Annotated in this window: 1 protein-coding gene; it reads left to right on the top strand. The window is 73.8% G+C overall.

What is annotated here, in order from left to right:
* A partial coding sequence (locus VI08_RS22125) for an anti-sigma factor family protein (protein ID WP_045831497.1) occupies positions 1–503 on the top strand: 503 nt, incomplete at its 5' end.
* Positions 504–519: the final 16 nt, after the last annotated feature.

The raw sequence follows: 519 nt of genomic DNA, 5'->3' as shown, positions 1-519 counted from the left end.
CGATGGCGGCCGCCATCGTGCTGTGCCTCGGCCTTGGCGGGGCCGGCGGCTGGCTGGCCCGCGGCATGGGCACGGGTGGCGTCGCGCCCATGGCCGATGCGATGCAGGCCTACCGCCTGCTCGCGGTGGACCACGGCCTGGGCCTGGATATCAGCACGCCGAACGAGAACGACCTGCGGGCATGGCTCAGCGGCCGCGTGGGCGCCGACGTACGCCTGCCCGACCTGGCCGATGCCGGCTTCCGCCCCATGGGCGGCCGCCTGTTCGCCACCGACCAGGGGCCCGCGGCCATGGTGCTCTACGACGACGGCAACGGCCACACGGTGAGCTTCTACGTACGCCCGCCGGGCGCGGCACGCCACCTGCTACCGCGCGGCGAGCGCGAGGACGGTGGCCTGCTGGCGAATTACTGGTCGTCGGGCGGGCACAACTACGCGATCGTGGCGCTGGCCGACTCGGCCGGCCGCATGGCGGCGCAACGCATGGCGGGCAAAGCCCTGTAGGAGCCCACTTGTGGGC

It is taken from the genome of Luteibacter yeojuensis, assembly GCF_000964085.1.
Lineage (GTDB): Bacteria > Pseudomonadota > Gammaproteobacteria > Xanthomonadales > Rhodanobacteraceae > Luteibacter > Luteibacter yeojuensis_A.
The sequence above is the reverse complement of the archived record's forward strand: the minus strand, read 5'-3'. Positions and strand labels throughout refer to the sequence as shown.